The sequence below is a fragment of the Streptomyces spinosus genome, assembly GCF_020400655.1.
Classification (GTDB): domain Bacteria; phylum Actinomycetota; class Actinomycetes; order Streptomycetales; family Streptomycetaceae; genus Streptomyces; species Streptomyces argyrophylli.
Window position 1 is genome coordinate 218,749 of record NZ_JAINRC010000011.1, and the last position, 25,006, is coordinate 243,754.

The 25,006-nt window shown below is 74.4% G+C and carries 24 protein-coding genes; 17 read left to right on the forward strand and 7 right to left on the reverse strand.

Annotated elements, in window-relative coordinates; genetic code table 11:
• Positions 1 to 44: 44 nt before the first annotated feature.
• The 4 genes from bioB to LG395_RS21935 all read left to right on the forward strand — a co-directional run bounded on the left by bioB (position 45) and on the right by LG395_RS21935 (position 5,004).
• On the forward strand, positions 45 to 1,196 hold the full coding sequence (bioB, locus tag LG395_RS21920) for a biotin synthase BioB (protein WP_171158584.1): 1,152 nt from the start codon (positions 45 to 47) through the stop codon (positions 1,194 to 1,196).
• Positions 1,189 to 2,469 (forward strand): adenosylmethionine--8-amino-7-oxononanoate transaminase, encoded by a 1,281-nt coding sequence (locus LG395_RS21925; protein WP_225810928.1) that lies wholly within the window; start codon positions 1,189 to 1,191, stop codon positions 2,467 to 2,469. The genes bioB and LG395_RS21925 overlap by 8 nt, the downstream gene beginning before the upstream one ends.
• A gap of 1 nt (position 2,470) precedes the next feature.
• The gene (gene bioD / locus LG395_RS21930) at positions 2,471 to 3,187 is read left to right on the forward strand and encodes a dethiobiotin synthase (RefSeq protein WP_171158582.1); all 717 of its coding nucleotides are present in this window, start codon (positions 2,471 to 2,473) and stop codon (positions 3,185 to 3,187) included.
• Positions 3,188 to 4,311: 1,124 nt separating this feature from the next.
• On the forward strand, positions 4,312 to 5,004 hold the full coding sequence (locus LG395_RS21935; RefSeq protein WP_225810929.1) for a class I SAM-dependent methyltransferase: 693 nt from the start codon (positions 4,312 to 4,314) through the stop codon (positions 5,002 to 5,004).
• Here LG395_RS21935 and LG395_RS21940 read toward each other — a convergent pair whose 3' ends face one another.
• Together LG395_RS21940 and LG395_RS21945 are read right to left on the reverse strand one after the other, a co-directional pair.
• Positions 5,005 to 5,379 (reverse strand): fic family toxin-antitoxin system, toxin component, encoded by a 375-nt coding sequence (locus LG395_RS21940; RefSeq protein ID WP_171158580.1) that lies wholly within the window; start codon positions 5,377 to 5,379, stop codon positions 5,005 to 5,007.
• Between the two features lie 5 nt (positions 5,380 to 5,384).
• A complete protein-coding gene (locus LG395_RS21945) occupies positions 5,385 to 5,627 on the reverse strand; it encodes a toxin-antitoxin system HicB family antitoxin (RefSeq protein ID WP_171158579.1) in 243 nt (80 codons plus the stop codon).
• Between the two features lie 248 nt (positions 5,628 to 5,875).
• Between LG395_RS21945 and LG395_RS21950 the strand changes: the two genes are divergently transcribed.
• The 6 genes from LG395_RS21950 to mug all read left to right on the forward strand — a co-directional run bounded on the left by LG395_RS21950 (position 5,876) and on the right by mug (position 12,197).
• A complete protein-coding gene (locus LG395_RS21950; protein ID WP_225810930.1) occupies positions 5,876 to 6,301 on the forward strand; it encodes a GNAT family N-acetyltransferase in 426 nt (141 codons plus the stop codon).
• 152 nt (positions 6,302 to 6,453) lie between these two features.
• Complete coding sequence (locus LG395_RS21955) at positions 6,454 to 7,959, forward strand: hemolysin family protein (protein WP_225810931.1); 1,506 nt, start codon at positions 6,454 to 6,456, stop codon at positions 7,957 to 7,959.
• Positions 7,956 to 8,975: a hemolysin family protein gene (locus LG395_RS21960; protein WP_171158574.1), complete on the forward strand. Its 1,020-nt coding sequence runs from the start codon at positions 7,956 to 7,958 to the stop codon at positions 8,973 to 8,975. The genes LG395_RS21955 and LG395_RS21960 overlap by 4 nt, the downstream gene beginning before the upstream one ends.
• A gap of 139 nt (positions 8,976 to 9,114) precedes the next feature.
• A complete protein-coding gene (locus LG395_RS21965; protein ID WP_171158572.1) occupies positions 9,115 to 9,903 on the forward strand; it encodes an SGNH/GDSL hydrolase family protein in 789 nt (262 codons plus the stop codon).
• Positions 9,904 to 10,143: 240 nt separating this feature from the next.
• Positions 10,144 to 11,586 (forward strand): adenylosuccinate lyase, encoded by a 1,443-nt coding sequence (gene purB / locus LG395_RS21970; RefSeq protein ID WP_225810932.1) that lies wholly within the window; start codon positions 10,144 to 10,146, stop codon positions 11,584 to 11,586.
• Between the two features lie 80 nt (positions 11,587 to 11,666).
• Entirely contained in the window at positions 11,667 to 12,197 is a 531-nt protein-coding gene (gene mug, locus LG395_RS21975; RefSeq protein WP_308071282.1) for a G/U mismatch-specific DNA glycosylase, read from the forward strand.
• On the opposite strand, the gene LG395_RS21980 is transcribed toward mug, so the two are convergent.
• Genes LG395_RS21980 through LG395_RS21990 form a run of 3 tightly spaced genes read right to left on the reverse strand, consistent with a single transcriptional unit; the run spans position 12,158 to position 14,280 of the window.
• Positions 12,158 to 12,601, reverse strand: coding sequence for a hypothetical protein (locus LG395_RS21980; RefSeq protein ID WP_171158500.1), 444 nt, complete (start codon positions 12,599 to 12,601; stop codon positions 12,158 to 12,160). The genes mug and LG395_RS21980 overlap by 40 nt on opposite strands.
• A 45-nt stretch (positions 12,602 to 12,646) precedes the next feature.
• A complete protein-coding gene (locus LG395_RS21985) occupies positions 12,647 to 13,357 on the reverse strand; it encodes an ABC transporter permease (RefSeq protein ID WP_225810933.1) in 711 nt (236 codons plus the stop codon).
• A gap of 2 nt (positions 13,358 to 13,359) precedes the next feature.
• Entirely contained in the window at positions 13,360 to 14,280 is a 921-nt protein-coding gene (locus tag LG395_RS21990; RefSeq protein WP_225810934.1) for an ATP-binding cassette domain-containing protein, read from the reverse strand.
• Between the two features lie 107 nt (positions 14,281 to 14,387).
• On the opposite strand from LG395_RS21990, the gene LG395_RS21995 reads away from it, so the two are divergent.
• The 3 genes from LG395_RS21995 to LG395_RS22005 all read left to right on the forward strand — a co-directional run bounded on the left by LG395_RS21995 (position 14,388) and on the right by LG395_RS22005 (position 17,488).
• Entirely contained in the window at positions 14,388 to 15,542 is a 1,155-nt protein-coding gene (locus LG395_RS21995; RefSeq protein ID WP_225810935.1) for a sensor histidine kinase, read from the forward strand.
• Between the two features lie 14 nt (positions 15,543 to 15,556).
• Positions 15,557 to 16,213 (forward strand): response regulator transcription factor, encoded by a 657-nt coding sequence (locus LG395_RS22000; protein ID WP_171158491.1) that lies wholly within the window; start codon positions 15,557 to 15,559, stop codon positions 16,211 to 16,213.
• Between the two features lie 120 nt (positions 16,214 to 16,333).
• Entirely contained in the window at positions 16,334 to 17,488 is a 1,155-nt protein-coding gene (locus LG395_RS22005) for an ROK family transcriptional regulator (RefSeq protein WP_171158489.1), read from the forward strand.
• A gap of 386 nt (positions 17,489 to 17,874) precedes the next feature.
• Here LG395_RS22005 and LG395_RS22010 read toward each other — a convergent pair whose 3' ends face one another.
• Together LG395_RS22010 and LG395_RS22015 are read right to left on the reverse strand one after the other, a co-directional pair.
• The gene (locus tag LG395_RS22010) at positions 17,875 to 18,636 is read right to left on the reverse strand and encodes a GntR family transcriptional regulator (protein ID WP_171158487.1); all 762 of its coding nucleotides are present in this window, start codon (positions 18,634 to 18,636) and stop codon (positions 17,875 to 17,877) included.
• Positions 18,637 to 18,900: 264 nt separating this feature from the next.
• On the reverse strand, positions 18,901 to 19,785 hold the full coding sequence (locus LG395_RS22015) for an RNA polymerase sigma-70 factor (protein WP_225810936.1): 885 nt from the start codon (positions 19,783 to 19,785) through the stop codon (positions 18,901 to 18,903).
• Between the two features lie 121 nt (positions 19,786 to 19,906).
• Between LG395_RS22015 and LG395_RS22020 the strand changes: the two genes are divergently transcribed.
• The 4 genes from LG395_RS22020 (at position 19,907) to LG395_RS22035 (ending at position 24,985) form a co-directional block, all read left to right on the forward strand.
• Positions 19,907 to 20,560, forward strand: coding sequence for an NADPH-dependent F420 reductase (locus LG395_RS22020; RefSeq protein WP_171158483.1), 654 nt, complete (start codon positions 19,907 to 19,909; stop codon positions 20,558 to 20,560).
• A gap of 139 nt (positions 20,561 to 20,699) precedes the next feature.
• Positions 20,700 to 21,530 carry an alpha/beta fold hydrolase gene (locus LG395_RS22025; protein ID WP_225810937.1) on the forward strand — a complete coding sequence of 277 codons (831 nt, stop codon included), beginning with the start codon at positions 20,700 to 20,702 and terminating at the stop codon, positions 21,528 to 21,530.
• A 117-nt stretch (positions 21,531 to 21,647) separates the two neighbouring features.
• Positions 21,648 to 23,234, forward strand: coding sequence for an alkaline phosphatase D family protein (locus LG395_RS22030; RefSeq protein ID WP_171158479.1), 1,587 nt, complete (start codon positions 21,648 to 21,650; stop codon positions 23,232 to 23,234).
• Positions 23,235 to 23,572: 338 nt separating this feature from the next.
• A complete protein-coding gene (locus tag LG395_RS22035; RefSeq protein ID WP_225810938.1) occupies positions 23,573 to 24,985 on the forward strand; it encodes a GNAT family N-acetyltransferase in 1,413 nt (470 codons plus the stop codon).
• Positions 24,986 to 25,006 lie beyond the last annotated feature (21 nt).

A 25,006-nucleotide genomic window follows, 5' to 3' on the forward strand; every position in this document is an offset into this window, starting at 1 on the left:
GTCTCCTTGGCCCGGGGCGGTTCCGTAGGACAGGATCAGGGCTCATGGACCTGCTGAACACGCTGGTGGACAAGGGGCTTCGGCGCGAGCTGCCGACCCGCGAGGAAGCGCTCGCCGTGCTGGCGACCTCCGATGACGACCTGCTCGACGTGGTGGCCGCGGCCGGCAAGGTGCGCCGGCACTGGTTCGGGCGCCGGGTGAAACTCAACTATCTGGTGAACCTCAAGTCGGGTCTGTGCCCGGAGGACTGCTCGTACTGCTCCCAGCGGCTCGGTTCCAAGGCCGACATCCTGAAGTACACCTGGCTCAAGCCGGACGAGGCCTCCCAGGCCGCCGCCGCGGGCCTCGCGGGCGGCGCCAAGCGGGTCTGCCTGGTGGCCAGCGGGCGCGGGCCGACGGACCGGGACGTGGACCGGGTCTCGCAGACCATCAAGGCCATCAAGGAGCAGAACGAGGGCGTCGAGGTGTGCGCCTGCCTCGGCCTGCTCTCCGACGGCCAGGCCGAACGGCTGCGCGAGGCCGGCGCGGACGCGTACAACCACAACCTCAACACCTCGGAGTCCACGTACGGGGACATCACCACCACGCACACGTACGCCGATCGGGTGGACACGGTGCAGAAGGCGCACGCGGCCGGTCTGTCCGCCTGCTCCGGGCTGATCGCGGGCATGGGCGAGAGCGACGAGGACCTGGTCGACGTGGTGTTCTCGCTGCGGGAGCTGGACCCGGACTCCGTCCCGGTGAACTTCCTGATCCCGTTCGAGGGCACCCCGCTGGCCAAGGAGTGGAACCTCACCCCGCAGCGCTGCCTGCGGATCCTCGCGATGGTCCGGTTCGTCTGCCCGGACGTGGAGGTCCGGATCGCGGGCGGCCGTGAGGTCCATCTGCGCACGATGCAGCCGCTGGCACTGCACCTGGCCAACTCCATCTTCCTCGGCGACTACCTGACCAGCGAGGGTCAGGCCGGCAAGGCCGACCTGGAGATGATCGCGGACGCCGGGTTCGAGGTGGAGGGCGCCGACCAGGTGACGCTGCCGGAGCACCGGGCGCAGGCCGCGGCTTGCGGGGACACCGGGGGCTGCCATGAGGGCGGCGGTGTCTGCGGGCCGGCTCCGGCGGTGGCGGCCGAGCCGCGGACCGACCTGGTGGCGGTCCGCCGCCGGGGCGCCGGGACGGACCTCGCGCCCAATGCCTGAGCTCGGCGTGCCGGAGCTGCTGGAACTGGACCGGCGGCACGTGTGGCATCCGTACGGCCCGATGCCCGGCCGCGCGGAACCGCTCGTCGTGGAGGCGGCGAGCGGGGTCCGGCTGCGCCTGGCGGACGGGTCCGGCGAACTGGTCGACGGCATGTCGTCGTGGTGGTCGGCCATCCACGGCTACCGCCACCCGGTCCTCGACGAGGCCGTTCGCGAGCAGCTCGGGCGGATGAGCCACGTCATGTTCGGCGGGCTCACGCACGAGCCCGCCGTCCGGCTCGCGAAGCTCCTTGTCGACATGTCGCCTGACGGTCTGGAGCACGTCTTCCTGGCCGACTCGGGGTCCGTGTCGGTCGAGGTCGCCGTGAAGATGTGCCTCCAGTACTGGCGCTCGCTCGGCCGGCCGGGCAAGCGGCGGCTCCTGACCTGGCGCGGCGGCTACCACGGCGACACCTGGAACCCGATGTCCGTGTGCGATCCCGAGGGCGGGATGCACCAGTTGTGGACCGGTGTGCTGCCCCGCCAGGTGTTCGCGGACGCGCCGCCCGCCGGGTACGAGGAGGCGTACGCGGACCACCTGCGGGAGCTGATCGGGCGGCACGCCGACGAGCTGGCCGCGGTGATCGTGGAGCCGGTGGTGCAGGGCGCGGGCGGGATGCGGTTCCACTCCCCCGCCTACCTGCGGGTGCTGCGCGAGGCGTGCGACGCGCACGACGTGCTGCTGGTGTTCGACGAGATCGCCACCGGCTTCGGCCGCACCGGCGCGCTGTTCGCGGCGGACCACGCGTCCGTCAGCCCCGACGTGATGTGCGTGGGCAAGGCGCTGACCGGTGGTTATCTCACGATGGCGGCAACCTTGTGCACCGCGCGGGTCGCCGACGGCATCTCGCGGGGCGAGGTGCCGGTGCTCGCGCACGGACCGACGTTCATGGGCAATCCGCTGGCCGCGGCCGTGGCCTGCGCCTCCGTCGAGCTGCTGCGCGGCCAGGACTGGCTCGCCGAGGTCAAGCGGATCGAGGCGGCCCTGCGGGAGGGCCTGGCGCCGGCGCTCGACCTGCCCGGGGTGCGGGACGTCCGCGTCCTCGGCGCGATCGGGGTCGTCCAGCTCGACCACGCGGTGGACATGCGGGCCGCGACCGGCGCCGCCGTACGGGAGGGCGTGTGGCTGCGCCCGTTCCGCGACCTGATCTACACGATGCCGCCGTACGTCACCTCGGACGAGGACGTGGCACGGATCGCGCGCGCGGTGTGCGCCGCGGCGCGGGAGGGATGACATGCCGGTACTGGTGATCACGGGGACGGGCACGGAGATCGGCAAGACCGTCACCACCGCCGCCGTCGCCGCCGCCGCGCTCGCGGCCGGGCGCTCGGTGGCCGTGCTGAAGGCCGCCCAGACGGGTGTGGCGCCGGACGAGCGCGGGGACGCCGACGAGGTCGCGCGCCTCGCGGGGCCGGTCACGACCGGTGAACTGGCGCGCTTCCCAGAGCCGTTGGCGCCGGGCACGGCGGCCCGGCGGGCCGGGATGGCGCCGGTGCACCCGCACGAGGTGGCCGAGCGGGCCGCCAAGCTGGCCACCGAGCACGATCTGGTGCTGGTCGAGGGCGCGGGCGGGCTGCTCGTCCGCTTCGACGCGGCCGGCGGCACGCTGGCCGACGCGGCCAAGCTGCTGGGGGCGCCGGTGCTGGTCGTCGCCCAGGCCGGGCTCGGCACCCTCAACGTGACGGAACTGACGGCACGTGAACTACGGCGGCGGGGGCTGGAGCCGGCCGGTGTGGTGATCGGCAGCTGGCCCGCCACGCCCGACCTCGCCACCCGCTGCAACGTGGCCGACCTGCCGGAGGTCGCCGCCGCCCCCCTGCTCGGCGCGCTGCCCGCCGGCGCCGGCGCCCTGCCCCCCGCCGAGTTCCGCACGGCCGCCCCGACCTGGCTGTCCCCCCGCCTGGACGGCACCTGGGACGCGGAGGCGTTCCGGGTACGGCAGACGCCGTAGCCGTACCGGATCCGGACGTCGGCGGGGCACCACGGCGGCACCGGACGGCCGAGGCCGAGGGGCAACGCTGCCGTACCGGACGCGGGTGTCAGCGACGCACCACGGCGGTGCCGGGCGACGGCCGAGACCGGCGGCACAGCGCTGCCGTACCGGGCTCGGCCGTCGGCGGCGCACCACGGCGGTGCCGGCCGACGGTGAGGCCGGCGGGACAGCGCTGCCGTACCGGACGCGGGTGTCAGCGGCGCACCGCAGCGGTGCCTGGCGGCCGAGGCCGAGGGGCAACGCTGCCGTACCGGACGCGGGTGTCAGCGACGCACCACGGCGGTGCCTGGCGGCCGAGGCCGAGGGGCAACGCTGCCGTACCGGACGCGGGTGTCAGCGACGCACCACAGTGGTGCCTGGCGACGGCCGAGACCGGCGGGACAGCGCTGCCGTACCGGACGCGGGTGTCGGCGACGCATCACAGCGGTGCCGGGCGACGGTGAGGCCGGCGGGACAGCGCTGCCGTACCGGACGCGGGTGTCAGCGACGCATCACAGTGGTGCCTGGCGACGGCCGAGACCGGCGGGACAGCGCTGCCGTACCGGACGCGGGTGTCAGCAACGCACCACAGCGGTGCCGGGCGACGGCCGAGACCGGCGCCACAGCGCTGCCGTACCGGGCGCCGGTGTCAGCGACGCACCACAGCGGTGCCTGGCGGCCGAGGCCGAGGGGCAACGCTGCCGTGCCAGGGCCAGGCGTCGGCGGCGCGCCACGGCGGTGTTCGGTGGCCGAGGCCGGTGGGGTACCGGCGCCGTGCCGGGCCCGGACATGCACGGAGCGCCGCGGCCTCACCCCGGCAGCCGAGGCCGGCGGGACACCGGCGTCGAGCCCGGCCCGAGCATCGACGGTGCGCCGCCGCAGTTCCGGCAGTGGCCTGAGTAACGCCCCGAGCCACCCGCCCGGAGCGATGTCTGACGACCCTCCGCCCGGCGGCCGGCACCCGTGCCGGCCGGGCCGCTGCGCGCACGGACCGCGGTGCCCGGTCCCGCGCCCGGCCGGGCACGCCGCGGGTCGATCGGTGGGTGCGTCGGGGCGGGTCTGGGGACACTGTTCCCAGGGGCGTGCTGTCCAGGGAGGTTGCCATGCGGCTGCTGTCCGCCCGTTCCGGCCAGGTGGCGCGGGGTCCCGTCCGCCATCCGTTGTTCGCTCGCTACTACGCCCGGATCAGCGTGGGCGCCGAGTCCCGGCTCGGGATGGCCGGGATGCGGGAGCGGCTCCTCGCCGGGCTGTCCGGGAGGGTGATCGAGATCGGCGCGGGCAACGGGCTGAACTTCCGTCACTACCCCGGCACGGTAGCGGAAGTCGTGGCCATTGAACCGGAGCCGCTGCTCAGGCAGTTGGCCCTCAAGGCGGCGCTGCGCGCCGAGGTGCCGGTCGACGTGGTGCCGGGCGCGGCGGAGGCCCTGCCGGTCAAGAGCGAGGCGTTCGACGCGGCCGTGCTGTCGTTGGTCCTGTGCAGCGTGCGGGATGTCGCGCGGACGCTCGGCGAGGTACGACGGGTGCTCCGGCCCGGCGGCGAGGTGCGGTTCTTCGAGCACGGGCGGGGCGGCGGCCGGATGATGACGGTGACCCAGCGGGCGATGGACCACACCCTGTGGCCGGTGCTGAACGGCGGCTGTCACCTCTCCCGGGAGCCGGTCTCCGCGCTGCGCGCCGCGGGATTCCGCCTCGGCCCGCACCGCCGGGTCCTGCTGCCGGAGAAGGGGCCCACGCTGCCGACCTCCTACTGCGCACTCGGCGTGGCATGGCGGCCGGACGAGCCGGAGACCCGCTGATCACAGACTCCAGCCGCGCAGCTCCCGCGCGATGTCGTCGACGCTCGCGGAGCCCTCCTTGACCAGCCGCGCCAGGTCCCGCACCTGCTCGGGTGTGGGGGCGGCCTTCTCGCCGCTGGCGACCAGATAGGCGTAGGCGACCGCGGAGGCGAACAGCGCGTTGGCGCGTTCCAGCGCCGGGACGTGGATCAGCAGCTGGAGCAGGGAGGCGGCGCGAGCGTGCGGGGTGTCGTACACGGGCACGCCGAATATCTCGGCCCGGTGCCGGGCGACGGCGGCGACCAGGGCGCCCCAGTCGGTGACCTGCGGGTCCCCCGGGGTCTTCTGTTCGGCGAGCATGAGCAGCCAGGCGAGGTCGATGCTGAGATCGTTCAAGGGGATCAGCGGCGGCCTTCACCGGCGTCGGTGCCGCGGGTCTCGGCGAACTCCTCGGCGAACACGGCCTCGTACTGCTTCATGAAGTCGGCGGCGGCCTCGACGAACGTGCGGCCCGCCTCGCCGGTGTCCTGTCTGACCAGCTCCTCGATGTAGCGGTTGACGCTCATGCCGCGGGCCAGGGCGCGTTCGCGGGCGGCACGGGCGGTGCCCTCGTCCACGCGCACGTTCAGCTGGGTCTTCGCCATGCCTCGACGCTAGCGCCGGAACGCTAGCGGCGGCAAGGGCGCACGGGAGCGCGGCGCCGGGCCGGGCCGGACATGACGTGCCGGCCGGTGCGCCGGCGGCGCGGGCCCCGGGGCGGTCCGGGTTCCCGCACCCGACCGTGCCGGAGCCCTTCACGGAGGCGTTCGCGCCGGTGGCGGAACGGCTGCGCGCGGAGTCCGCATGACGGAATCCGGGGCGCGGCGCGGACGCGACCGATCATGATGCGTGCATGACTGATCTGCGTCTGCGTGCCGCCGTGTCCGACGATCTCGACGCCGTCCTCGCGTTCTGGAGGACGGCAGCGGAGGGCACCAGCATCAGCGACGACCGCGCCGGGGTGGAGCGGCTGACCGAGCGCGACCCCGGCGCCCTGATCCTCGCCGAACGGGACGGCGAGCTGGTCGGCACGGTGATCGCCGGCTTCGACGGCTGGCGGTGCCATCTGTACCGGCTGGCGGTGCACCCGGAGCGGCGGCGGCAGGGCATCGCCTCGGCGCTGCTGGGTGCCGCCGAGGAGCGGTTCACACGGCTGGGCGGGCGGCGCGCGGACGCGATGGTGCTGGTGCGCAACGAGACCGCGCACCACGCCTGGGCTGCGGCCGGGTACGGGCCGCAGGAGCAGTGGCGGCGCTGGGTGAAATCGCTCACGGAATGAGACCGGAGGGCTTCTTTGCTCATCCTTTACCCTGGAAGGAGCACTCGGCCCTCTATGAAAGGTTGTGAGCGTCCGCCCATGGGCGAGCCTCCCAGTCCGCGATACCGCGCGTTCTCCCGAACCCTGTCCGATCCTGGGACGGGGGTGAACCGATGACCGAAGTGCTCCTTCTTCTGCTGGCGATCCTGCTGTCGCTGGCCTGTGGCGCCTTCGTGGCGGCGGAGTTCTCGCTGACCACGGTGGAACGCGGCGAGCTGGAGCGGGCGGCCGCGCGTGGCGAACGCGGCGCCGCCGGCGCGCTGAAGGCCGTACGGAACCTGACCTTCCAGCTGTCCGGCGCGCAGCTCGGCATCACCGTCACCAACCTGGTGGTCGGCATGCTCGCCGAGCCGTCGGTCGCCAAGCTGCTCGCCGGGCCGTTCCAGGCGGCGGGCCTGTCCCGGGCCACGGCGAGCTCGGCCGCGCTGGTGCTGGGCACGGCCCTGTCGACGGTGGTCCTGATGGTCGTCGGCGAGCTGGTGCCCAAGAACTGGGCGATCTCCTCGCCACTGACCATGGCCAGGCGGGTCGGCAACGCCCAGCGCCTGTTCAGCGCCGCCTTCCGTCCCTTCATCACCCACCTGAACAACACCGCCAACCGCTTCGTGCGCCGCCTCGGCATCGAGCCCGCCGAGGAACTGGCCTCCGCGCGCGGGCCGCAGGAGCTGGCGGCGCTGGCTCGGCACTCGGCCAAGGAGGGCGCCCTGGAGGCGGACACCGCCGAGCTGTTCGTCCGGACGCTGAACCTGGCCGACCTCACCGCGGAGAACGTGATGACACCGCGTGTCCAGGTCGTCGCCCTGGACACCCAGGCGACCTGCGAGGACGTGGCCAACGCCACCCGGGCGACCGGCCTGAGCAGGTTCCCGGTCTACCGGGGCAGCCTGGACTCGGTCGTCGGCACGGCCCACATCAAGGACGTGCTGGCGGTTCCCGCCGACCAGCGCCGGCACCGCACGGTCGCGCAGGTGATGCGCGAGCCGCTGCTGGTGCCCGAGTCCCTGACCGTCGACCGGCTGCTGGACCGCCTCGGCGGCCGGCGCACCATGGCCGTCGTCATCGACGAGTACGGCGGTACGGCCGGGGTGGCCACCCTGGAGGACATCGTGGAGGAGGTCGTCGGCGAGGTGCGGGACGAGCACGACCCGCACGAGACGCCCGACCTCGCCCCCGCAGGCGCGGACGAACGGGGCCGGGCCCTGTACGCGGCGGACGGCGCCGCCCGCACCGACCAGCTGGCCCGCGTGGGGCTGCGCGTGCCGGAGGGCCCGTACGAGACCCTGGCCGGCCTGGTCGCCACCGAGCTGGGCCGGATACCCGCCGCCGGTGACAGCGTCGAGGTGGCCGGCTGGCTGCTGGACGTCGTCGACGCCTCGGGCCGCAGGGCCGCCCGGGTGCTGATGCACGCGCCGCTGGACGACGAACGGGCCGCCGGACCCGACGGCACCGGTCGCACCCATCGCACCGGCCGGACCGATCGCGCCGAGAGGCCCGAAGAACCCGGCGGGGCCGGGGAGCGCCGTGGGAGCGAGGAACCCGGCGGGGCCGAGGAGCGCCATGGGAGCGAAGGACGCCGTGGGACCGAGGGGCACCGCGGGACGCGGGAGGGGACGCGATGACCGCCGTACAGCTGCTGATCGGTCTGGCGACCCTCGTCGTCAACGCCTTCTTCGTCGGCGCCGAGTTCGCGCTGATCTCCGTGCGCCGCTCGCAGATCGAGCCACTGGCCCAGGAGGGCGACCGGCGCGCGCGGAGCGTGCTGTGGGGCCTGGAGCACGTGTCCGCGCTGCTGGCCGCGGCCCAGCTCGGCATCACGCTGTGCACGCTGGTCCTGGGTGTGGTCGCCGAGCCGGCCATCGCGCATCTGCTGGAGCCGGTGTTCCACGCGGTGGGCGTGCCCACGAGCGCGGGGCACGCCGTGTCCTTCGTGATCGCGCTGAGCCTCGCGACCTATCTGCACATGCTGCTGGGCGAGATGGTGCCCAAGAACATCGCGCTCGCCGAACCGGTGCGCAGCGCGTTGCTGCTCGGCCCGCCGCTGGTCGCGCTGTCCCGTGCGCTGCGTCCGGTCATCTTCGCGGTCAACGCCTTCGCCAACGGGCTGCTGAAACTGCTGCGCGTGGAGGCGAAGGACGAGGTGGCGGCCACCTTCACGGACGCCGAGCTGGCCGAGATCGTCAAGGACGCCAGCGAGGCCGGCCTGATCGACGACCGTGCGCAGGAGCGGCTGCACGACGCGCTGGAGCTGGGCAGCAGGCCGGTGCGGGACGTGGTCGTACCGCTGCAACGCGTCGTCTACGCGCGCGTGGGCGTCACCCCGGAGCAGTTGGAGCGGCTGTCGGCCGAGTCGGGGTTCTCCCGTTTCCCGGTGGTCGACAACAGCCGCCGGATCGTGGGCTACCTGCACGTCAAGGACGCGCTGGACGCCTCACCACGGGACGTGCCGTTCCGCCTCGGCGACATGCGGCCCATCGCCCGCGTCCGCGAGAACACCCCGCTGGACGACGTCCTGACCGCGATGCGCGGCAGCCGCACCCACGTGGCGGCCGTGCTGGGCGACGACGGCCGGCTGGCGGGCCTGGTGACGATGGAGGACGTCCTGCGGGAACTGTTCGGCCAGCCGGTGCAGGGCTGAGGCGGCTGACGCGGGCCGGCGGCGGTGGCCCGGGAGGGCGCTGGTGCCGGCCCGCGGCTGTCCGGCACGTCGGGGCCGATGGAGTGGGACGGGCCGACCGACCGGCAGGTATCGGCCCCGGGATACCATCTCTGTCGCCATGCAGACGAACCCCACACCTCCCCCGTACACCAGTCTCGTCGCGGTCGGCGACTCCTTCACCGAGGGCATGTCGGACCTGCTTCCCGACGGCTCCTACCGTGGCTGGGCCGATCTGCTCGCCGCGCGGATGGCCGCCCGCACGCCCGGGTTCCGGTACGCCAACCTGGCCGTGCGCGGAAAGCTGATCGGGCAGATCGTCGACGAGCAGGTGCCGGTGGCCGCGGCCATGGACGCCGATGTCGTCACCCTGGTCGGCGGCCTGAACGACACCCTGCGCCCCAAGTGCGACATGGGCCGGGTCCGGGGCCTGCTCACCGAGGCCGTGGAACGGCTCGCGCCGTCCTGCAAGCAGCTGGTGCTGATGCGCAGCCCCGGCCGTCAGGGGCCGGTGCTGGAGCGGTTCCGGCCGCGCATGGAGGAGCTGTTCGCCTGCGTGGACGAGCTGGCCGAGAAGCACGGCGCCCTGGTGGTCGACCTGTACGGGGCGCCCGCGCTGGCCGACCCGCGGCTGTGGGACGTGGACCGGCTGCACCTGACCGCGGAGGGACACCGCCGGGTCGCCGAGGCGGTGTGGCAGACGCTCGGCCACGACGCCGAGGACGCCGAGTGGCACGTGCCGATGGCGGCGACCACCCCGCCGGGCTGGGTCACGCGCCGGGTCGCGGACGCCCGGTTCGCCCGGCAGCACCTGCTCCCGTGGATAGGCCGCCGCCTGACCGGCCGGTCCTCGGGCGACGGCCGGCCGCCGAAGCGGCCGGACCTGCTGCCGTACGAGGGCCAGGCGTAGCCCCTCCGGCACGACCGTGCGTGTCACCCCTGCCCGGGGCCTGGTCCACGGGTCCGGCCCGGCTGGACCACGCGCTCCGCGACGCGGTCCGGGCGGGCCGGGGTCCGTCCGGACCCCGCCGTACGCCCCGCGCCCACGGCACGGGGCCGCCGGCACCGACGACGTGACCGGGGTCTCGTAGCTTCCGCCGAACGCACCCATGGCGCTGGCCTGCACGAATCGCCAGTAGACTCTGGACACGTGACTTCTGCGCCCGCCAAGCCCCGCATCCCCAACGTCCTCGCCGGACGCTACGCCTCCGCCGAGCTCGCCACGCTCTGGTCGCCCGAGCAGAAGGTGAAGCTGGAGCGCCGGCTCTGGCTCGCCGTGCTGCGGGCCCAGAAGGACCTCGGCATCGAGGTGCCGGACGAGGCCATCGCCGACTACGAGCGCGTCCTCGACACCGTCGACCTGGCCTCGATCGCCGAGCGCGAGAAGGTCACCCGGCACGACGTGAAGGCCCGGATCGAGGAGTTCAACGACCTCGCCGGGCACGAGCACGTGCACAAGGGCATGACCTCCCGCGACCTCACGGAGAACGTCGAGCAGCTGCAGATCCGGCTCTCGCTGGAGCTGATGCGCGACCGTACGGTGGCCGTGCTGGCGCGTCTCGGCAAGCTCGCGGGCGAGTACGCCGAGCTCGTCATGGCCGGCCGCTCGCACAACGTGGCCGCGCAGGCCACCACCCTCGGCAAGCGGTTCGCTACCGCCGCCGACGAGCTGCTCGTCGCCCACGGCCGGGTGGAGGAGCTGCTGGCCCGCTACCCGCTGCGCGGCATCAAGGGCCCGGTCGGCACCGCGCAGGACATGCTGGACCTGCTGGGCGGGGACGCGGCGAAGCTGGCCGAGCTGGAGAACCGGATCGCGCGGCACCTGGGCTTCTCGCAGGCGTTCACCTCCGTCGGCCAGGTCTACCCGCGCTCGCTGGACTACGAGGTCGTCACCGCGCTGGTGCAGCTGGCGGCGGCGCCCTCCTCGCTGGCCAAGACGATCCGGCTGATGGCCGGGCACGAGCTGGTCACCGAGGGATTCAAGCCGGGTCAGGTCGGCTCCTCGGCGATGCCGCACAAGATGAACACCCGCTCCTGCGAGCGCGTCAACGGCCTCATGGTCGTCCTGCGCGGCTACGCCTCGATGACCGGCGAGCTGGCGGGCGACCAGTGGAACGAGGGCGACGTGTCCTGCTCGGTGGTGCGCCGCGTCGCGCTGCCGGACGCCTTCTTCGCCCTCGACGGCCTGCTGGAGACCTTCCTGACCGTCCTGGACGAGTTCGGTGCCTTCCCGGCCGTCATCGCCCGTGAGCTGGACCGCTACCTGCCGTTCCTGGCCACCACCAAGGTGCTCATGGGGGCCGTGCGGGCAGGGGTCGGCCGCGAGGTCGCCCACGAGGCGATCAAGGAGAACGCCGTGGCCACCGCGCTCGCGATGCGGGAGCAGGGCGCGGAGCGCAACGACCTGCTCGACAAGCTCGCCGCCGACGAGCGGCTGCCGCTCGACCGCGAGCAGCTGGCCGCGCTGATGGCCGACAAGCTCTCCTTCACCGGCGCCGCCGCCGACCAGGTCGGTGTGGTCCTCGGCCGCATCGAGGAGATCGTCAAGCAGCACCCGGAGGCCGCCGGCTACACCCCGGGAGCGATCCTCTGACCGGCGCATCCCGCTCACCGCGCGCGCCGCGCTTCACCAAGGCGGAGCTGGAGGCCGCCCGCGACCGTCTCGTCCCGGACGTGGTCGCGGACGGCCTCCGCGTGCTCTTCTGCGGCATCAACCCCGGGCTGACGACGGCCGCGACCGGCCACCACTTCGCCCGCCCCGGCAACCGGTTCTGGCCGGTGCTGCACCTGTCCGGCTTCACGCCCCGGCTGCTGAAGCCGGCCGAGCAGGGGGAGTTGCTGTCGTACGGGCTGGGCATCACCAACGTGGTGGCGCGGGCGACCGCGCGGGCCGACGAGCTGACCGCAGAGGAGTACGCCGAGGGCGGGCGGCTGCTGACCGAGAAGGTGACTCGGCTGCGCCCGGGGTGGCTGGCCGTGGTCGGCGTGACCGCCTACCGGGCCGCTTTCGGTGACCGCACGGCCCAGGTGGGTCCGCAGGAGCGGACGATCGGGGACACCCGGGTGTGGGTGCTGCCCAACCCCAGCGGCCTGAACGCGCACTGGACGGCGGCCACGATGGCGCAGGAGTTCGCCCGGCTGCGGGAGGCGGCGGGCGCGCCCGGTCACGGCGGGTCGGTCTCCGTCACTATCCCGAGCAGCTGAAACGGCAGTTCCTTGTCCCACTGGGACACACCGAGGGCGATCCAGCGGCCCGTCTCCGGCGCCCGCCACAGGTGGACGTCGGGGACGTGACCGCTGAGCCCGGCCCACGGCTCCGCGACGTCCTCGCCCGCCAGGGTCCGTTCGAGCACGCTGTACAGGCTGAACCGCTGTGGCCGGCCCCAGCGCTCCCCCAGCCGCTCCGCGAGGCCGTCCCGGTCGGCCTCGTACTGCGCTTCCGTCTCCTGCCGTGCGCTGCCGTCGCCCTCCCAGAACTCCTCGCTCGTCCGTAAAGCGGCTATGTGGTAGCCGGGCCCGCTCTCACCGTGCTCCGTCCTGCCGTGCGCCGACGGGAACTCCCGGGCGCACAGCAGGTCGATGAGGGTCAGGCACGTGGCGATGTCCATGGGATCCAGTAAAGCGGGAGGCACTGACAATTGGCGGTGCGTCAGTCAGGCGTCCCTGCGCCGCACGCTCCACCCGCCCGCCGCCAGGGCCGCAGCCGCCCACAGCGCGCTCACCGCGAGCCCGCTCCAGGGGCCGAGGGCGCCGTCCCAGGTGCTGTGCAGGGCGACTTGGCCGGCCCGGTCGGGGAGGAAGTCGGCGGCGGAGCCGGACAGATCGCCGACGACGAAGGAGACGATCAGCAGGAACGGGATCAGCACGGAGAGGGTCGCGACGGCGCTGCGCAGCACGGCCGCGAGTCCGGCGGCGAACAGAGCCATCAGGGTCAGGTGCAGGCCGCAGCCGACGGCGCCGCGCACGCCGTCGCTCCAGCCGGGAGCCGACGCGCCGAGCGCCGCCCGGCCCACCAGGAGCGTGACGAACCCGGTGAGCAGCCCGACGGCCAGTGCCGGCAGCGCGATCGCCGCCGCCTTCGCGGCGAACCAGCGCCCCCGGTCGGGCACCGCCGACAGCGTCAGCCGCAGCGCGCCGCCCCGGAACTCCGACGCGACGGCCGTCGTACCGAAGGCGATGGCGGCGATTTGCCCGAAGTTGATGCCGAAGAACACCGAGAACAGCGGGTCGGTGCCGTCGGTGTCGGCCGTGGCCAGCGCCGAGAACGCGACGGTGGCCACGAGGACGGCGGCGAGGGCGCCCAGCAGCGGGCGCAGGGTACGGATCTTGATCCACTCGGCGTGCAGCGCGGGTACGAAGGACATGGTCAGGTCTCCTGGGGCTGTGCGGTGAACTCGGCCTCGGCCGCCGTCAGATCGAGGTAGGCCTCCTCCAAGGTGGCCTCGCGGGCGGAGAGTTCCAGGACGGGCACGCCCGCCTCGGACATCAGCCGGCCCAGGTCGTCCACGCGCGCGTGCCGTACCGTCCAGGTCCCGTCCTCGTCCCTGGAGGCGTCGAGGCCGTGCCGGGCGAGGAGGGCGCCGAGGGCGGCGGGGTCGGTGGTGCGGACGCGGACGTGGGGCCGTACGCGCGCGTGGATGAACTCCCGCACCGGTGTGTCGGCGAGCAGGCGGCCCCGGCCGAGGATCAGCAGGTGGTCGGCGAAGGCGGCCGTTTCGCCCATGAGATGGCTGGAGACCAGGACCGTACGGCCCTCGGCGGCGAGCCGGCGCAGCAGGGCGCGGATCCAGACGATGCCCTCGGGGTCGAGCCCGTTGGCGGGTTCGTCGAGCAGGACGACCTCGGGGTCGCCGAGCAGGGCGGCGGCGATGCCGAGCCGCTGGCGCATGCCGAGGGAGTACGTACGGACCCTGCGCCGCGCCACGGGGGCCAGGCCGGTCTCCGCCAGGACCGCGTCGACCCGGCGGGCCGGGAGGCGGTTGCTCGCGGCGAGGGCCAGCAGGTGGTCCCGGGCGGTGCGGGAGCCGTGCGCGGCACCCGCGTCGAGCAGGGCGCCCACCCGGCGCAGGGGTTCACGGAGCCGGGGGTAGGGGTGGCCGCCGATCGTGGCGGTGCCGGCGGTGGGCCGTTCGAGACCCAGGACGAGGCGCAGGGTGGTGGACTTGCCCGCGCCGTTGGGGCCGAGGAAGCCGGTGACCCGGCCGGGCCGCACGCGGAAGGTGAGGCGGTCCACCGCCCGCCGGCCGCCGTGCTCCTTCGTGAGGTTCCGTACGTCGATGCTGGTCATGGCAACAGCCTGGCCACAAGGGGCGATCGGCGCCTCCCCCGCCGGTGGAGACCGTCTCCCCCGTGCGGGGGAGGTCCGTTGTCGGTGCCGCCTGCCACGATGAGGCCATGGCCCGCCTCCTGCGCCCGCTGCTGCGCGGCACGACGTACACGCGCCTGCTGCACCTGTCGGTGCCGATGCTGGTGGTCAGCGTCTGGCTCTTCGTCGTCCCGTCGGCCCCCTGGGTGCCCGCGCTGTTCCTCGTCCCGCTCGGCCTGGTGCCGGCGGTGCGCCGGGGCGAGGGTGTGCAGGCGCGGCTGCTGCTCACGCCCGGTGAACCGGAGCCGGGCATCTCCGAGGTGCCGGCGGCGACCTGGCGGGACCGGCTGCGCACGGTGCTCTGGCTGGAGCTGCGGATGCTCCTCGGCGCCGTGACCGTGTTCGCCTCGGTGTGGCTGCCCGTCCTCTGCTTCGAACTGGCGCGGTGTGCCGGGGGCGGGGCGCCGGAGGGGGTTCCGCTGCTGGACCGGCTGCCGGCGCACCGCGCCTGGGCGCTGCTGGCGCCGTTGCCGCTGCTCGCCCTGTACGCGCTGGTGGTCGGTCTCGGGGAGCTGGTCACCGCCGGTGCGCGCCGGCTGCTGGGACCGTCGGCGGCCGAGCGGCTGGCCGCGCTGGAGGAGCGCACCGAGCAGTTGCTGGAACGCGCCCGGATCGCGCGGGAGTTGCACGACTCGATCGGGCACGCCCTGACGGTGGCCGTGGTGCAGGCGGGCGCGGCGCGGGCGGCGGGCGATCCGGGGTTCACCGACCGGGCGCTGGGTGCCATCGAGGAGACCGGCCGGGCGGCGCTGGAGGATCTGGAGCGGGTGCTGGGCGTGCTGCGGGAGGCCGAGCGGCCGGTGAGCGCGCGGCCCACGCTGGCCGACGCGGGCCGGCTGCTGGAGTCGGCGCGGGCCTCGGGGGCGAAGGTCGACGCGGAGGTGACGGGTCCGGTGGAGGCCGTGCCGGGCCCGGTCTCCCGCGAGGGCTACCGCATCCTCCAGGAGGCGCTCACCAACGTGCTGCGGCACGCGGGGGCCGTGCCCGTGCGGGTGCGGGTGACGGTCGGCGAGGGGACGCTCGCCCTGGAGGTCCGCAACCCGCTGCCGGGAGCGGTACCCGGCCCCGGGCGGGGCAGCGGCCTGCGGGGCATACGGGAGCGGGCCGCGCTGCTCGGCGGCACCGCGCGGACCGGTCCGGACGAGGGCGACTGGCAGGTCCGCGCTGAGCTGCCGGCCGGCTGATCTACGCTGGCCGGATGCCGGTCACCGTACTCCTCGTCGACGACGAGCCCCTGGTCCGCGCAGGTCTGCGGGCCGTGCTGGAGGCGCAACCCGACATCGAGGTGGTGGGCGAGGCGGCCGACGGCGCGGCCGTCATCCCGCTCGTGCGGCGACTACGGCCGGACGTGGTCGCCATGGACGTACGGATGCCCCTGATGGACGGCATCGAGGCCACGCGCGCGGTGCTGCGCACGGTGGCGGAGCCACCGAAGATCCTGGTGGTGACCACCTTCGAGGACGACGAGTACGTGTACGAGGCGCTGCGCGCGGGCGCCGACGGGTTCCTGCTGAAGCGGGCCCGCCCGGCCGAGATCGCGCACGCGGTGCGGCTGGTCGCGGAGGGCGAGTCGCTGCTGTTCCCGGCGTCCGTACGGCGCCTCGCCACCCGGTACGGCGACGGCGCCCGGCCGGCGCGGGCCGTGCTGGAGCGTGCCCGGCTCACGGAGCGGGAGGCGGAGGTGCTGCGGCTGATGGCGCGCGGGCTGTCGAACGCGGAGATCGCCGCCCGGCTCGTGGTGGGCGCGGAGACGGTGAAGTCCCATGTGAGCTCCGTGCTGGCCAAGCTGGGCGCGCGCGACCGCACCCAGGCGGTGATCGCGGCCTACGAGTCGGGGTTCGTGGAAGCGGGGTGACCGAGGGCCCGGCCGCGGGCGGGACCGGGCACTCGCCGGGGGCGGGACCAGGCACTCGCCGGGGGCGGACCGGGCCGAGTACGATCCGGCCAACACGGCCGCGAGCTGGGAGGACGGACGGTGGGGCAGCTGACCGGTGGCGATCCCTCGCTGCTGCGAAGGATCAATTCCGCGGTGGTGCTGCACGCGCTGCGTGCCACGGACTGCGCGACGCTCACCGAGATCACCCGCGTCACCGGACTGTCCCGGCCGACCGTGGAGGGCGTCGTGGAGGGCCTCATCGAGGGCGGCCTCGTCGTGGAGGCGGCGGCCGAGGACGGCGCGCGCCGGCAGGGGCGGCCCGCCCGGCGGTTCCGGTTCCGGGCCGAGGCGGGGCACCTGCTGGGCCTGGAGATCGGTCCGCACCGGGTCGCAGCGCTCCTGTCCGATCTGGACGGGCGGGTGCTGGGCGCCCAGGCGAAGGAGGTCGACGAGACGGCCCCGGCGGACGAGCGGCTGGACCGGCTGCGCGGCGCGGTCGCGGAGCTGCTGCGCCGGGCCGGGGTCGCGCGCAGCTCGCTGCGGGCGGTGGGCGTGGGCACGCCGGGCATCGTGGAGGCGGACGGCACGGTCCGGCTGAGCACGGCCCTGCCGCAGTGGACGGGTCTGCGGCTCGGCGAGCGGCTGAGCCGTTCCTTCCGGTGTCCGGTGCTGGTGGAGAACGACGCCAACGCGGCGGCGGTCGCCGAGCACTGGAAGGGCGCGGCGACCGAGACGGACGACGTGGTGTTCGTGCTGGCGGGACTGAGCCCGGGGGCCGGTTCGCTGATCGGCGGACGGCTGCACCGGGGCTACGGCGGGGCGGCCGGGGAGATCGGCGCGCTGCACCTGCTGGGCCGGGAGGCGAAGCCGGAGGCGCTGCTGTCCACCACCGACGAGCCCCTGCACCCGCTGGACGAGCAGGCCGTCGCCGAGGTGTTCGCGCTGGCGCGCGAGGGCGACCAGCGGGCGCGGGCGGCCGTGGAGCGGTTCATCCAGCGGCTGGTGCACGACGTGGCCGCGCTGGTGCTGGCGCTCGATCCGGAGCTGGTCGTGATCGGGGGGTGGGCGGCCGGTCTGGACGGGGTCCTGGAACCGCTGCGGTGCGAGTTGGCCCGCTACTGCCTGCGGCCGCCCCGGGTCGCGCTGTCCGTGCTGGGCGAGGCCGCCGTGGCCACGGGGGCACTGCGCCTGGCTCTGGACCACGTGGAGGAGCAGCTGTTCGCGGTCGACGGCACGGTGACCGCGCGCCGGTGAACGGGGCGTCCGGTGGGGCGCTCTAGTCAGGTGCGGCAGTTGCCGCGGGCGCGGCGGTCGTGCCGGTGCGGCGCTCACTCCGGATGCGGCGCGCCGGCCGGGTAGGGCGCTCCGGCCGGGTACAGCGGCACTGTCGGGTACAGCGGCACTGCCGGGTACAGCGGCCCCGCCGGGTACAGCGGCACTGCCGGGTACGGCGGCACTGCCGCCTGAGGCGGCCCCGCCGGGTGCGGTGATCCCGCCGGTCCAGCGGTGGCGTCAAGTACGGCGGTCCAGCGGTGGCGTCGGATACAGCGGTCCAGCGGCGCCGTCGTCGCCGGCCCCCCCTCGGCGCGGGGCCGCGTTCCGGTGCGGCCCCGCCCCTGGGCCGGTTGCCCACCCCCGCCTCAGGACGCTCGCTTCTCCGGATCGTGGTGTATCTCCACCCCGGCCGACTCGCCGAAGGTCAGCCGGCAGGTGTCGGCGCGGTAGGTCGCGACCGAGAGCGCCGCGGTACGGCCCTGCACGAAGAAGCGCGTGGTGACGACGAGGACGGGTGAGCCGGGGAGCCGGTCGAGTTCCCTGGCGTCCTCCGCGCGCGCGGAGCCGAGCTCGACGGCGCGGTCCTCCCCCTCCAGCGGCAGGTGCTGCAGCTCGCGCAGCACCGCACGCGCGCGTGCCGCGCCGGACGGGGCGTCGATCGCGGTCAGGCCGGGCACGGAGGCCGCCGGGATGTAGAGCAGTTCGGTGGCGACCTGCTGGCCGTGGGACATGCGGGAGCGGCGCACGGTGTGGACGGACTCGTCCGCGCCGGTCTCCAGGGCCGCGGCGACGGCGGCGGGCGGTGGCGCCTGGACGCTGTCGACGGGCTGCCAGGCGTCTCCGGCGGCGCCGGGCCAGGTGTGCTGCTCGGTGCCGACGGCCACGCCCACGCGCGGGGGCGCGACGGTCGTGCCGACCCCGCGGCGGCGCTGGAGCCGGCCCTCCAGCTCCAGCTGTTCGAGTGCCTGGCGGAGCGTGGCGCGGGCCACGCCGAAGCGGGCCGCGAGATCACGCTCGTTGGGCAGGATCTCGCCGACCGAGAACTCGGAGTCCAGTGCCTCGGTGAGCACGGTCTTCAGATGCCAGTACTTCGGTTCCGGTACCGATTCCAGCTGCGTGGTCCCCACCCTGTCCTCCGCAAGAGCCGTGGTCCGGCGGTTTTTAGCGCCCTTGTTTATTAAAGGTTGTTGCACTTCTCTGCGACGATAGGGCGGCGGTCACCCTTGGTCAAGACCAATCCTCGGTCCCCGCGTGAACAGTCGGGCGGCGCGCACGCGCAGCGTTCACGCGGCGTTCGTGTGCGGCGGTGCGTGTGACATCGCGGCAAACCTCCCGTCGCACGACGGAGCCCCCGCCGGAGGACGGGGGCTCGGGGCGCGCGGGGCGGTGGCTCAGTGGCCGGTGAGGTGCCGCAGCTTGTCGGGGTTGCGGACGACGTAGACGGCGGTGACGCGGCCGTCGGCGACGTCCACCTGGAGGAGGCTGTCGGGCTTGTCGCCGGACAGCAGGAGGAGGGCCGGACCGCCGTTGGCCTCCAGGAGGCGGTAGGAGATGTCCGCGGGGGCCGAGCGCGCGGCGCCGACGAGGAAGCGGCCGACCTTGTCGGCGGTGTGCAGGACGCGCACCGGTGCCTTGGCCTTGCCGCCGCTGTCGCCGACCAGCCGGACGTCCGGGGCGAGCAGGGACATCAGCCCCGCCAGGTCGCCCTCGGTGGCGGCGGCGAGGAAACGTTCGGTCAGGTCCCGGCGCCGGACGGGGTCGACCTCGTAGCGGGGGCGCCCTTCCGCCACGTGCCGGCGGGCGCGCCCGGCGAGCTGCCGTACCGCCGGCTCGGCGCGGTCGAGCAGCTCGGCGATCTCGGCGTACGGGTAGCCGAACGCCTCCCGGAGCACGAACACGGCCCGTTCCAGCGGGGACAGCGATTCCAGGACGACCAGCACGGCCAGGGAGACCGTGTCGGCGAGCACCGCGCGGTCCGCGGTGTCCGGTGCCGTGTCGGCGAACTCGGTGAGGTACGGCTCCGGCAGCCACGGCCCGACGTACGCCTCGCCGCGCGAGCGCACCTGGCGCAGCCGGTCGATGGCCAGGCGGGTGGTGACGCGCACCAGGTAGGCGCGCGGTTCGCGGACCGTCGCGCGGTCGGCCCGGTACCAGCGCAGCCAGGCCTCCTGCACCACGTCCTCGGCGTCGGCGACCCGGCCGAGCATGCGGTACGCGACCCCCATGAGCAGGGGACGGTGTTCTTCGAACACATCGGTGGCGGGGTCGGCGGTCACGGGTCCATCCCAGCCGACACGTCGTGCCCTGTCCACCCGGAATGCCCGGCTCCAGGAGCAGTCCGGATCACAATGACCGCGGGCCGCCGGCGGTCGGCGGCCGGTGACCGTGAGGTGGGCGATGCGGTACGCGGTGCTGGGCACGGGCGAGGTGGGCCGCACGCTGGCCGGCCGGCTGCTGGAGCTGGGGCACGAGGTGACCCTCGGGTCCCGCTCCCGGGACAACCCGGTGGCGGCGCAGTGGGCGACGGCCGAGGCCGGCCGGGCGCACGCGGGGACGTTCGCGGACGCGGCCGCGGCGGGCGAGGTGGTCGTCAACGCGGTGGGCGGCCGGGTGGCGCTGGAGGCGCTGCGGGCGGCGGGCGCAGAGCACCTGGACGGCAAGGTGCTGGTGGACGTCTCCAATCCCCTGGCGTTCGAGGACGGCCGGCCACGGCTGGACCCGGTGGAGTCGGACAGCGTGGCCGAGCGGATCCAGCGGGCGTTCCCGCGGGCGCGCGTGGTCAAGACGCTGAACACGGTCAACTGCCAGGTGATGGTGGACCCACGGCGGGTCCCGGGCGACCACCACGTGTTCGTGTGCGGGGCGGACTCCGACGCCAAGCAGCAGGTGACGGCGCTGCTCGGGGAGTTCGGCTGGCCGGCCGGGCGGGTGCTGGACCTGGGCGGCATCCGCTCGGCACGCGCGGTGGAGATGTACCTGCCGCTGTGGCTCGCGCTCTTCGGCCGTTTCGGGAACGCCGACTTCAACGTCGAGGTCCACCGGACGCGTTGAGGACCGTACGACGCAGCCGTACGGCGGGGCCGTGGGGCAGGGCCGTGCGACGGGCGCGAGCCCGGGGGCTACCGGCCGGTAGTAATTGCTGACAAGCTGTCTACGGCGTCCGTCAGCAGCCCAGCCGAGGAGCACCCCCATGTCCGCCACCGTCTCCTTCAAGGTCCCCACCCCGCACGGCCCGCGCGACGTGAGCGTCTCCTACGCGCGCGTGGGCCGCGGCGAACCCCTGGTCCTGCTGCACGGGATCGGCCATCACCGGCAGGCCTGGGACCCGGTCGTGGACATCCTGGCCACCGAGCGGGAGGTGGTCGCCGTCGACCTGCCGGGCTTCGGCGCGTCCCCGGCGCTCCCGGACGGCCTGGCCTACGACCTGCCCACCACCAACTCCGTGCTCGGCGCCCTGTTCGAGGCGCTGGAGCTGGAGCGTCCGCACGTCGCCGGCAACTCGCTGGGCGGCCTGCTCGCCCTGGAACTGGGCCGGGAGAAGCTCGTACGGTCCGTCACCGCCCTCTCCCCCGCCGGGTTCTGGTCGGAGGCGGAGCGGCGGTACGCCTTCACGGTGCTGCTGGCGATGCGCGGCATCGCCCAGCGGCTTCCGCTCCCGCTCGTGGAGCAGCTGTCCCGCACGGCGGCCGGCCGTACCGCGCTGACCAGCACCATCTACGCCCGCCCCGCGCGCCGTTCGCCGGAGGCGGTGGTCGCCGAGACGCTCGCGCTCGTCGGTGCCACCGGCTTCGAGGCGACCCTGCGCGCCGGAGCCACCGTCCGGTTCACCGACGACCTGTCGGGCCTGCCGGTCACCGTGGCCTGGGGCACCCGGGACCGGATCCTCGTGCGCCGCCAGGGGGTCCGCGCCAAGCAGCTCATCCCGCACGCCCGGCTGGTGCGGCTGCCCGGTTGCGGCCACTGCCCGATGAACGACGACCCGGCGCTGGTCGCGCGGGTCATCCTGGACGGCAGCCGCTGAGCACGGCTGACCGCTCTGCGGCCGGCTGGAGTTCACTTCCGGTTCGTGTGCGCGCCGCGGCGCCCCAGTAGGTGTGGCTCTGCACACTGGCCGGATCCCGTCCCTGGAGGCGCAGCCATGTCCCACCGTCCGCTCCCCGGTCGCCGCAGCGTCCTGCGCGGCTCCCTCGCCGCGTCCGCGGCCCTGACCCTGCCCGTGGGCCTCGGCGCGGCCCCGGCGTTCGCCCGTTCCGGACGGCCCTCGGCGGGCTGGGGCGTGCAGACCGGCGACGTGAGCGCCGACTCCGGCCTCGTGTGGGTGCGTTCGGACCGCCCCGCCCGGATGATCGTGGAGACCTCGGCCACCGAGTCGTTCCGCAACCCGCGCCGGTGGCACGGCCCGCTGCTGGGCGCCGGCACGGACTTCACCGGCACCACCCGGCTGCACGGCCTGCCCTCCGGAGAGCAGATCCACTACCGGGTGCTGCTCGCCGACCCGGACGACCCGCGCCGCACCGGCGAGCCCGTGACCGGAACCTTCCGCACAGTCTCCCGGCGCCGCCGCGACGGCGTGCGCTTCCTGTGGTCGGGCGACCTGGCCGGCCAGGGCTGGGGCATCAACCCCGACCTCGGCGGCTACCGCATCTACGACGCGATGGCGAAGCTGGACCCGGACTTCTTCCTGTGCAGCGGCGACAACATCTACGCCGACGGCCCCATCACCGCCACCCAGGCTCTGCCCGACGGCAGCACCTGGCGGAACGTCACCACCGAGGAGAAGTCCAAGGTCGCCGAGACCCTCGCCGAGTACCGGGGCAACTTCCGCTACAACCTGCTCGACGCCAACCTGCGCCGCTTCAACGCCCAGGTGCCCTCGATCATCCAGTGGGACGACCACGAGGTGCGCAACAACTGGTACCCGGGCGAGGTCATCGCCTCCTCGGACACCCGCTACACCGAGAAGAGCATCGACGTCCTCGCCGCGCGGGCCCGGCGGGCGTTCAGCGAGTACTTCCCCCTGTCCACGCTGCGTCCCGGCGCGAAGGAGGGCCGTGTCTACCGCGTGCTGCGCCAGGGCCCGCTGCTGGACGTGTTCGTGCTCGACATGCGGACCTACCGCAACGCCAACTCCCCCGACGACCAGACCGTGGACCCGCAGGGCATCCTCGGCCGGGAGCAGCTGGAGTGGCTCAAGCGGGAGCTGGCCCGCTCGCGCGCGGTGTGGAAGGTGATCGCCGCCGACATGCCGCTCGGCCTCGTCGTCCCCGACCCAGTGGAGAACAAGCCGAACTTCGAGGCGGTGGCCCAGGGCGACCCGGGCGCCCCGCTCGGGCGTGAGCTGCAGATCGCCGAGCTGCTGCGGTTCGTCAAGCACCGGCGGATCACCGGCACGCTGTGGCTGACGGCGGACGTGCACCACACCTCCGCCCAGCACTACCAGCCGTCCCGGGCCGCGTTCACCGACTTCGAGCCGTTCTGGGAGTTCGTCTCGGGACCGCTGAACGCGGGCGCCTTCCCGGCCAGCGCGCTGGACGGCACGTTCGGCCCGGAGCGGGTGTTCGTGAAGGCGCCGACCGCGTCGAACGTCTCGCCCGCCGGCGGCTACCAGTTCTTCGGCGAGGTCGACATCGACGGGGACAGCGGCGAGCTGACGGTACGGCTGCGGGAGCAGGACGGCACCGTGCTGTTCACCCAGACGCTCCAGCCGGGCCGGGTCGGTCAGTAGCCGTCGGCATCGGCGGGCCGCCGCCTGCGAGCCCGGACGCCTCGGACCGCGCGCCGCGTGTCGGTGCCGACCTCCGGTACGCGGTCCGGCACCGCTCCCGGGCGCGCGGCGCGGGTCCGCCCCGCCCGGGCACGTGGTCCGGCTCCGCGCCTGCCGGCGTACGCATCGTCCTGGGGCCGGGGAGATCCCGGAGCTGCGGTCGGACCCCGGGAACGAGGCGATACGTCCGCGCGTCCCCGCGTCCAGTAGAAAATGCAACAAAGAGGACGGAAGCTTGCTTTACCCATCGGTCACAGTCAGTTCGTGATCACGCAACACCGTTCCTTCACAGTGGCTGCATGACTCCGGACATTCCTGATGTGACCCGGGCGAGGCACGGCCGGCCCGTGCACCACTGGCGGCGGGACGTCGTCGAACTCGCCGCGCTGTTCACCGCCGTGGCCGTCGCGGACGCGGTGGCCAACCTGATCGGGCACGGGCCCGACGGCCCGGCCCTGCTGGTGATCTCGGCCATCGTGCTGGCCGCGACGGCGGGCTTCCACGTGTGGTGGTCACGCCGCCACGGACACGCCCCGCCGGTGAGCGATACCGGTGCCCGGACGGCCGCCGCTGCGCGGCCTGCCGGGCCTTCCGGGCAGCCCGCCGCCGACGAGGTCGCCGGCGTACTGTGGCGGATGCGGACGACGGTGAAGGACGAGCCAGGTTCTCTCGCCGCCCTGTGCACGGCGCTCGCCGAACGGCGGGTGGACATCCTCAGCCTGCAGACGCACCCGCTGGCCGACGGCACCGTGGACGAGTTCCTGCTGCGGGCGCCGGGCACGCTCGCGGCGGCCGAGATCACCCGCGCGGTCGCGCTGGCCGGCGGCACGGCCACGTGGATCGAGCGGGCCGACGCCCATGACCTGGTCGACGCGCCCACCCGGGTGCTCGGGCTGGCCGCCCGCACCGCCCTGGACACCGCCGAACTGCCGCTCGCGCTGCGCCAGCTGCTGGGCCGCTGCACGATCCGGACGCTGCCCGGCGCACCGGCCGGCGGCGGCCGGGGCCCCGAGCCGGTGCCGGCCGGAGGGGTCCTGGAGGACACCGTGATGCGGCTGCCGGCGCCCGAGGGCGGGGTGCTCACCGTGGAGCGGCCGCATCTGCCGTTCACCCCCACCGAGTTCGCGCGCGCTCGGGCGCTCGTGGAACTGGACACCCGGCTCGGACCCCGGATCCCGCGCGGACACGATGTGCTGACCCTGCCCGAGGGCGACCACATCACCGTGCGCCGGGTCGACACCGGGGACCTGCCGGCGGCCCGGGCGATGCACGACCGGTGCTCGCCGCACACCCTCGGCCTGCGCTACCACGGCCCCGTCGGCGACGCGGACCGCTATCTGAACCACCTGCTCAGCCCCCGCTTCGGCCGGACGCTGGCCGCGCAGACCGCGTCCGGCCGGATCGTCGGCCTCGGACATCTGCTGTGGGACGGCGACGAGACCGAGGTCGCGCTGCTGGTCGAGGACGCCTGGCAGCAGCGCGGCGTCGGCGGTGAGCTGCTCGGCCGGCTGGTGGCGCTGGCGGCGGAGGCCGGCTGCGAGAGCGTGTACGCCGTGACGAAGGCGTCCAACACCGGCATGGTGGCCGCGATGCGCGGCCTGGGCCTGCCGCTGGACTACCAGGTCGAGGAGGGCACCCTGGTCATCACGGCGCGCCTGGACCCGACTCCGGCCGCCACCGCGCCCGGCCCCCGGCCGCCCCGCCTCGGCTGACGGCGCCCGTCAGCGCGCCCC